7 protein-coding genes are annotated in these 7,640 nt (G+C 59.8%); 4 read left to right on the top strand and 3 right to left on the bottom strand.

The genetic code is table 11. From position 1 onward, the window contains the following. From ACFFAR_RS18860 to ACFFAR_RS18850, 3 genes are all read left to right on the top strand, one after another. Positions 1-506, top strand: a 506-nt coding sequence (locus ACFFAR_RS18860; protein WP_375508265.1) for a sugar-binding transcriptional regulator, incomplete at its 5' end; no start/stop codon positions are given. A 7-nt stretch (positions 507-513) separates the two neighbouring features. Further along, entirely contained in the window at positions 514-1,257 is a 744-nt protein-coding gene (locus tag ACFFAR_RS18855; RefSeq protein ID WP_174363483.1) for an SDR family oxidoreductase, read from the top strand. A 38-nt stretch (positions 1,258-1,295) separates the two neighbouring features. Further along, positions 1,296-2,330: an alcohol dehydrogenase catalytic domain-containing protein gene (locus ACFFAR_RS18850; protein ID WP_174363482.1), complete on the top strand. Its 1,035-nt coding sequence runs from the start codon at positions 1,296-1,298 to the stop codon at positions 2,328-2,330. Positions 2,331-2,333: 3 nt separating this feature from the next. Here ACFFAR_RS18850 and ACFFAR_RS18845 read toward each other — a convergent pair whose 3' ends face one another. Both ACFFAR_RS18845 and ACFFAR_RS18840 read right to left on the bottom strand, forming a co-directional pair. Continuing rightward, a complete protein-coding gene (locus tag ACFFAR_RS18845) occupies positions 2,334-2,870 on the bottom strand; it encodes a cupin domain-containing protein (protein WP_174363481.1) in 537 nt (178 codons plus the stop codon). Between the two features lie 2 nt (positions 2,871-2,872). Further along, complete coding sequence (locus ACFFAR_RS18840) at positions 2,873-4,654, bottom strand: RecQ family ATP-dependent DNA helicase (RefSeq protein ID WP_375508264.1); 1,782 nt, start codon at positions 4,652-4,654, stop codon at positions 2,873-2,875. A 204-nt stretch (positions 4,655-4,858) separates the two neighbouring features. Between ACFFAR_RS18840 and ACFFAR_RS18835 the strand changes: the two genes are divergently transcribed. Then, positions 4,859-6,814 carry a PhoX family phosphatase gene (locus ACFFAR_RS18835; protein WP_375508263.1) on the top strand — a complete coding sequence of 652 codons (1,956 nt, stop codon included), beginning with the start codon at positions 4,859-4,861 and terminating at the stop codon, positions 6,812-6,814. Here the strand turns inward: ACFFAR_RS18835 and ACFFAR_RS18830 are convergent. Continuing rightward, on the bottom strand, positions 6,811-7,640 hold an 830-nt coding region (locus ACFFAR_RS18830), incomplete at its 5' end, for a cytochrome-c peroxidase (protein WP_375508262.1). The two genes, ACFFAR_RS18835 and ACFFAR_RS18830, sit on opposite strands and share 4 nt — an antisense overlap.

Below are 7,640 nucleotides of genomic sequence, written 5' to 3'. Positions count from 1 at the left end.
CGCATTGCCCGAGCATCAATACGTTCGACATTGTTTCGGATTTCGCAAACCTCTGTCAGGCCGATGGTTTTTTGTTCGCGGCGCCCATTTACGTAAGCAGCCAGAACGTTCGCGACATGCTGCTGCAGGAGGGCGCCGTGCGTGAGACGTATGAGCGCGCGCGTCATTCCGATCTTGCGTTGCTGACGTGCGGCGACCTGACGGAATCGCTCGTGGTGACTTACGGCATCAACGACTCCGAGCAGGTCCGAACGCTCGAGAAAGCCGGCGCGGTCGGCGACATGCTCGGTCACTTCATGGACGCCGATGGCGAGGCGATCGATCACCCGCTGAATCGCCGCACGGTCGCGATCACGCTCGGCGATCTGCGCAAGATCAAGCGCGTCGTGCTGGTGAGCGGCGGCGCGAAGAAGTTCGCGGTGACGCGCGCTGCGTTGCGCGGGCGGTATCCATCAGTGCTGGTAACAGACGAAGAGACCGCGCGCCGTCTCTGCGATGAACCTTGAAAGGACAATGAACGTGGACCGGAATCGCGAGTTCGAAGGCAAGACGGTGCTGATCACCGGGGCAGGGAAGGGCATTGGCTACGCGACTGCGTTATTGATGGCCGAGCGCGGCGCACACGTGGTTGCGCTGAGCCGTTCTCAGGCTGACCTGGATGCGCTCGCCGCGCTGATCGATTGCAAGACCATAGCGGTCGATCTTGGGGATGCGGCTGCTGCGTTGAAGGCTGCGCAAGAAGCGCAGCCGGTTGACTTGCTCGTGAACTGCGCGGGCATTGCCGAGCTCGGCGCTTTCCTCGATGCAACCATCGACGCTTTTGATCTTACGATGGCCGTGAACGTTCGCGCCGCAATGATCGTCGCGCAGGAATGCGCGCGCAGCATGATTGCAAGGGGCAACGGTGGCGCGATCGTCAATGTGTCGAGTATTGCGGCTCAGGTCGGAACGCCTCTGCACGCGTCGTATTGCGCATCGAAGGCCGCGCTGGACGCATTGAGCCGCGTCATGGCCGTCGAACTCGGCGTTTATGGCATACGCGTGAACACGGTCAATCCGGTCATCACGCTCACGCCCATGGCGGAAAAAGTCTGGAGCGAGCCGGCAAAGTCCGATCCCATGCTGGCTCGCATCCCCTTGCGTCGATTCGTGCAGCCTGAAGAGGCGGCCCGCACGATTGCGTACCTTCTCGGCGAAGATTCAAGCATGGTCAACGGCGTAAGCCTTGCTTTGGACGGCGGCTTTCAGGCCGGCTGATTTTTATCCACGTTACCCCTTTGCAGAGGGCTTCAATCATGGAAGCACTGGTTCTTGAAGAAGCGCGTCGCATCAGCTTGCGTCCGTTCACATTGCCGCAGGTCGTGGGCCCCCGCGACGTGCGCATCCGCATCAACACGGTTGGCATTTGTGGCAGCGATATCCACTATTATCAGCATGGGCGCATCGGGCCGTTTGTCGTGAACGAACCGATGGTGCTCGGTCACGAAGCCGCAGGCACGGTAATCCAGACCGGTGACGAAGTCACGCATCTGAAAGTGGGGGACCGCGTTTGCATGGAACCGGGCGTGCCCGATATGGAGTCACGTGCATCGCGCGAAGGTCTGTACAACCTCGATCCAAGCGTGCGTTTCTGGGCAACGCCGCCGGTTCATGGATGCCTGACGCCATTCGTCGTGCACCCGGCCGCGTTCACGTTCAAGCTGCCAGACAACGTGACGTTCGGCGAAGGCGCGATCGTCGAGCCGTTGGCTATCGGCATGCAGGCCGCGACGAAGGCGAAGATCAAGCCAGGGGACGTGGCTGTCATTCTTGGCGCCGGAACCATCGGCATGATGTGTGCGCTGGCCGCGCTTGCGGGCGGTTGCAGCCGCGCGATCGTGTGTGATCTCGTGCCGGAAAAGCTCGAGTTGATCGGAGGCGTGCAAGGCGTGACGGCCGTGAACATCCGGGAGCGCAAGGTGAAGGACGTTGTCGCCGAACTCACCGATGGCTGGGGCGCAAACATCGTCTTCGAAGCAAGCGGCAACGAGAAAGCGTTCGATGGCATTGTCGACCTGCTGTGTCCGGGCGGTTGCATCGTGCTGGTCGGCATGCCGCAGCATCCGGTGCCCATCGACATTGTCGCAGTACAGATCAAGGAAGTACGGATGGAATCGGTCTTCCGTTACGCCAACATGTTCCCGCGCGCGATCCAGTTGATCGCGTCGGGCCGGCTGGATGTGAAGCCGTTCATTTCGCGCTCGTTCGCATTTGCCGACGGCATCAAGGCCTTCGAGGAAGCGGCGAGCGGCAATCCAACCGACGTCAAGGTTCAGATCGTGATGGAATGACGTTCAGGTCCATTCCTGGAGTAACGGACCTTTGCGCCCGGCGACAGGATCGCTGCGCGGAAACGGCAACGCTTCCATTGCAGCGATCTCTTCCTTCAATAAAGCATCGCGCCGGATATCCCATTGCTGCCCTTCTGGATACGCGCCGACAACCTGGAAGCGTCCTTCCGTCGATTGCAGACAATGTCCCGTGCCAGCCGGAAGCAGCATGACATCGCCGGCTGCGATAGAAACAACTTCGCCTCCCGGCCCGCCGATGATCACATCGGCCTTGCCAGAAATCACTGCAAGCGCTTCATGCGCCGTCGAATGAAAGTGGTGGTAATCGAAGATGCTGTCGCGCCATTGCGGCAGCCATTCGTTGCCCGCGAGCAGCGCTTCCAAAGTCTTGCCGAGATCCTTTGTTGACGGATCGACCGCTCGTCGATAAATCAAAACGGGCAAGCGGCTATTGTTGGGAACCCACGCATGCGGTGCGAGCTTGAGCGTCTCAAATGCGATATCCGCCGGATGAAATGCCGAGTCGAGTTCGTGTTTCATGATCAGGACCTCCTTGCTTTAACTGCCTTCACGTAACGTGCTATGAATGTCCGTGTCTCGCCGTCAGGAAACAAAACGGCGACGCGATCACCGCTCATCATTTCCACGTGGCCATTTCCGTATTTACGGACCTGGACCGCATCCCCGGGATTCCATACTTTGGCGGCCCGCTTCGGCGTGGAAGCGGGCTGCTGCAATTCGCGCGGGCTCGGTACGACCGTTGGCGGGGAAACGCAGTTGTCGCACTTGCAGCAGACGCCGCCATCGAGTTCGTCGGGCATGCTCAAAACAGCTTCATGCAAACGAGCCGCATCCAGATGCGCGTGAAAATAATCGAGCAGGATGCGCCAGCGGCACTGGCCGCTTTGCGCGTAACCGATCATTCGTTCAAGCACTTCGCGATCGTGTGCTGCCCTCTGCGTGAACCGTTGCGCGGCTTCCTGCATATCGTGCGGGGCGTCGGTGTCGAGCACGGTCACGCTGCCTTTGCGTGTGCGTCGAATCATCCGCATGTCCTGCAACACGGATAGCACCGTCCGTAATTTGTTCAAGCCAATCTCAGGCAGCGCTTCGTGCAGCGAGTCGACGGGTGTATCGATCAGCTTGCGTTCATTCCCGCTCGCGAGCTTTCGCAGGGCATCGGCACAACGCGTAAGCGTTTCGACACTCGGATAACGGCCGCTCAGGAAAAATTGTTGGACCTGCTTGTCCTTCAATTCGAACAGCAGGATGCAGTGCGCTTCGGCTCCATCGCGTCCCGCGCGGCCGGCTTCCTGGTAGTAGGCTTCGAGGCTTCCCGGCATCTGGTGGTGAATGACAAAACGGATATCCGGTTTGTCGATACCCATGCCGAAAGCGTTTGTCGCGACCATCACACGGCATCGATTCTCCATGAACGCGTCTTGCGCCGCCGTGCGTTCTGATGCGGACATCTTGCCGTTGTACCGTTGAGCTTCTATTCCCGCGTCCATCAATTCCGCGTGGACCGCATTGCATTCGGCAACCGTCGAACAATAGACAATGCCAGTCCCTTCTAGCGCCTGAATCCGTTCAAGCAAACGCGTGCGTTTCTCTTTCGGATTGGTCAGTTGTTCGACCGCAAACACCAGGTTGTCCCGATACACCCCTGTATTGATGACCTGTGCGTCCTTCATATCGAGCTCGCGCAGGATGTCTTCTACAACCGCAGGCGTTGCCGTTGCAGTCAGCGCCAGAACGGGCGGCCTGCCAAGCGCCTTGATGGACTGCAGCATCTCCACGAAAGCCGGCCGGAAGTCGTGACCCCACTGCGAGATGCAATGCGCTTCATCGATCACGATCAACTGAGTCCCGGGCTTGCCACGCTCGTTGAGCATTTCGACAAAATCCGCCTTTGCCAGCCGCTCGGGGGTAAGGAACAAAAAGCGGCTCTCGCCTGAATCGATGTCGCGGATCGCCTGCCGTTCATCCGCCGCCGAAAGCCCGCTGTGCAGCGCAACCGCCGCGATACCGGATTCGCGCAGCTTGTCCGACTGATCTTTCATCAGCGATATCAGCGGCGAGACCACGAGCGTCAGGCCGCCTAACTGCAACGCCGGAAGTTGATAGCACAGCGACTTGCCCGCGCCCGTGGGCATGACGGCGAGCGTGTCGTGGCCGTCAAGGACGCTGCGGATCACTTCCTCCTGCCCGGGTCGCAGTGCATCGATGCCAAAGACATCATGCAAGGACGCCTTGAGCCGCTTCTTCAGCGTGCCCTGAAGCAGCTCCTTGATGGGTTTGCCCAGCTTGGATTCGGTCGTCACATGCGTGCCTGCACTGGTAAAGGGGAATGTCCTTGTCTCGCTACTGCACCCAGCAAACGCGGTGCCGCGTCCTGCCAGACTTCCAAAACCAATACCGATAACTGTCATATTGCTTTCATAGATGAAACTTACACTTCGCCTTCATCGCGCGCCGGTCACTACGTAAGCCGGACGCAACCTACCCACAAACCCGGACAAGAAGACATGCAAGAGCAGCCCGATTTTTCCCGCCGCAAGACCCTGAAACTGCTGGTCGGCGCACCCATGCTGCCTTTGGGCGCTTTCTCCATTTCGACGCTTTTGTCCGGTTGTGGCGGTGGCGACGACGCTGTTGCGGGCACGTCGGCATCGTTCAAATCGGCGGCGTTTTCGTCTATGGCTGCGCCTTCTCTCGCCAATCCCGCAGCCATGGCAACGACCACGGTCGCGTCGACGCTCACCGTAACCATGAGCGACGGCAGCACGCAGGACTACAAGCTCGCGTACCAACCTTTCTTCGTGACCGGCGACATGGTTCCGAACGGCAACGGCGGCACGATCCTGAGCGGCGGATATTTCGATATCAACAATCAGCCGATCATCGACCGTTCGGTGCCGGGGAAGGAGCGCCAGTTCTTTTCGGATTGCCCGGATGGAAGCTCGCTGCTCTCCCTCGATAAACCCACCGTCCCCGGCATCAAGGGCCGTGCCGTGTTCGCCGTGGTCCAGTTCGAATACGCAACGCGCGACCAGAGCCTCGTGTCGGCGTATGGACAACTGCCGTCGCCGATCGCGGTATTGACGCTCGACCAGGACCAGACCACGGGCAAGCTCACGCTCGTGAAGTATCACAACGTGGATACGTCGAAGGCGAACGGTTTGTGGATCACATGCGGGGCGAGTCTTTCGCCGTGGAACACGCATTTGTCGAGCGAGGAGTACGAGCCGGACGCAACGACCATATCAAGCAACGCGCAGTTCAAGGCCTACAGCACGAGCCTCTACGGCGATCCAACCCGCGCCAATCCCTACAACTATGGCCACTTGCCCGAAGTGACCGTGAATCCGGACGGCACCGGCACGATCAAGAAGCACTATTGCCTCGGCCGCATCTCGCATGAGCTGGTCCAGGTGATGCCGGACAAGCGCACGGTGATGATGGGCGACGACGCGACCAACGGCGGCCTGTTCATGTTCATCGCGGATCGTGCGGAGGATCTGTCGTCCGGGACGCTGTATGTGGCGAAGTGGGCGCAGACGTCATCGGCGGGAGCGGGGTCGGCGAACCTCACATGGATCAAAATTGGCAGCGCGACAAGCGCCGAGATCGAAGCGATGGCCTCGCGCCTGAAGGCATCGGACATCATGGATGTGGCGACCAAGGATCCGCTCGATACCAGCTTCAAGAAGATCAATTACAACGGCACGTTCAACTGGATCCGCATCAAGCCGGGCATGGAGAAGGCGGCTGCATATCTGGAGACGCATCGCTACGCGGCATTCATTGGCGGGAGTCTGGGATTTACGAAGCTCGAAGGCACGACCGTCAACGCTAAGGACAAGGTCGTCTACACGGCGATGTCGCGCGTCGAGAAGTCGATGGTGAAGGGCAACTCCGCCTCGACCGATGTCGCCGTGGACGCCGCCATCAGCGCCGGCGCGGTCTATGCGCTGAACCTTAAATCAGCGCAGAAGGACACGAGCGGCGCCGCGATCAACAGCGAATGGGTTCCCGTCGATATGGCCGCGCCGACCGCCCTCGTGGGCGAAGACCTCGCGACGCCGGATGCCCTGGGCAACACGGCGAGCGCCGCGAAGATCGCGAATCCGGACAACGTAAAGTTCTCGGAGAAGTTGCGCACACTCTTCATTGGCGAAGATTCCAGCATGCACGTGAACAACTTCCTGTGGGCTTATAACGTCGATACAAAGACCTTGTCGCGTGTGCTCTCGTGTCCGGCCGGCGCGGAATCCACGGGCCTTCATGCCGTCGATGAAATCAACGGCTGGACCTACATCATGACGAACTTCCAGCACGCCGGCGACTGGGAAAGCCCGGTTCACGACAAGGTGAAGGCCACGCTGGACCCGCTCGTGCGGGCCAACTACAAGGACCGCTTCGGCGCCACCGTGGGTTACCTCACCGCCGACACGACCAGCATCAAGCTTGGCAAAAGCTAGGACCCTTTGCGGTAGCCGTCGTCAAGCGTCTTCAGGAACGCGATGATGTCCTTCATTTCCTGGGCCGTCATCGCGGGCTTGTCGCCGAATTTGCGATCGAAGGGTGCATCGGCTACGTCGATGTTCGCGTGCAGTTGGGCGGGAAGATCGTCGTATTTGTTGACCTTGCCATCCGCGCCCTTCGGATAGAACTTTTCGGGGGCGGTGTTGCGCTCGTTGTAGAACGCCATGACGTCATCGAGCGAATGATAGACGCCGTTATGGAAGAAGACCTGGCGCGTGGCGGCGTTGCGCAATGTGGGCGTGAGGAACATGCCGCAGTATTGCGTCTGGTCCTTGATGTCGCTGCGGAAGGGACCGCATACGCCCATGTCGAAGAACTTGGGATCGTTGTTGATCGCAAGCTTGGTATTGCGCGGCACGCCGAGTGCTTCGTACTGGTAGTCGGTGAACATTGGCGGGGTGCCGTCGGAAGCGGGCTTCGACAAGTGGCAGCCGGCGCAGTTCGCTTTGTCGGGATCGTTGAAAAGACGCAGGCCGTGCAGCTCCGCTTGCGTCAGGCGCGCCTTGCCTTCGAGCCAGTAATCGTACTTGCTCGAATACGGATGAAACGCCTGCTCTTCGATCTGATAACGCGCGACCGCGAACATGGCCTCGGACGTTGCCAGCTCCGTGCTCTTGAAGATGTTCGGGCCGAACAACTGCTTGAAGTCGCCCATGTAAGCCGTGCGCTGCAGTTTGGCCGAGACATCCTCGAGACTCGTGTTCGCCATTTCAACGGCATTGAGCATCGGGCCCGATGCCTGTGCCTGAAGGGTGTCGGCGC

Source organism: uncultured Caballeronia sp. (genome assembly GCF_964243625.1).
Classification (GTDB): domain Bacteria; phylum Pseudomonadota; class Gammaproteobacteria; order Burkholderiales; family Burkholderiaceae; genus Caballeronia.
Note: the sequence above shows the minus strand (reverse complement) of the source record. Positions and strands in the feature narration are given on the sequence as shown.